The sequence below is a fragment of the Pelorhabdus rhamnosifermentans genome, assembly GCF_018835585.1.
Taxonomy (GTDB): Bacteria; Bacillota; Negativicutes; order UMGS1260; family UMGS1260; genus Pelorhabdus; species Pelorhabdus rhamnosifermentans.
Genome location: NZ_JAHGVE010000143.1, coordinates 1 through 271, shown reverse-complemented (window position 1 = coordinate 271; position 271 = coordinate 1). Strand labels below are relative to the sequence as shown.

At 38.7% G+C, this 271-nt stretch carries 1 protein-coding gene; it reads left to right on the top strand.

Annotated features, from left to right (window positions below; translation table 11 throughout):
- On the top strand, positions 1 to 258 hold a 258-nt coding region (locus Ga0466249_RS26120), incomplete at its 5' end, for a hypothetical protein (RefSeq protein ID WP_215832406.1).
- Positions 259 to 271: the final 13 nt, after the last annotated feature.

Below are 271 nucleotides of genomic sequence, written 5' to 3'. Positions count from 1 at the left end.
GAAAAGGGTAAAGGCTATAACCCTGTTCGTGGCGACAAAGTGATTGCATTCGCTAAAGATTTCTTAAATCAAACTTTCCCATTAGCGCAAGGCTCACATGCTGATGCGACTAAATACGCTGTTGTAAATAACGGTTTAGCAGTAACACTTAAAGATGGTTCTACTACATCTTTAGCGCATGAATCTCAATTTGTTGGTTTTAATGGTGATGCTGCTACTCCAACAGAAATCGTTCTGTTGAACAATGATAACGTGTAAACCATTGTTCAAC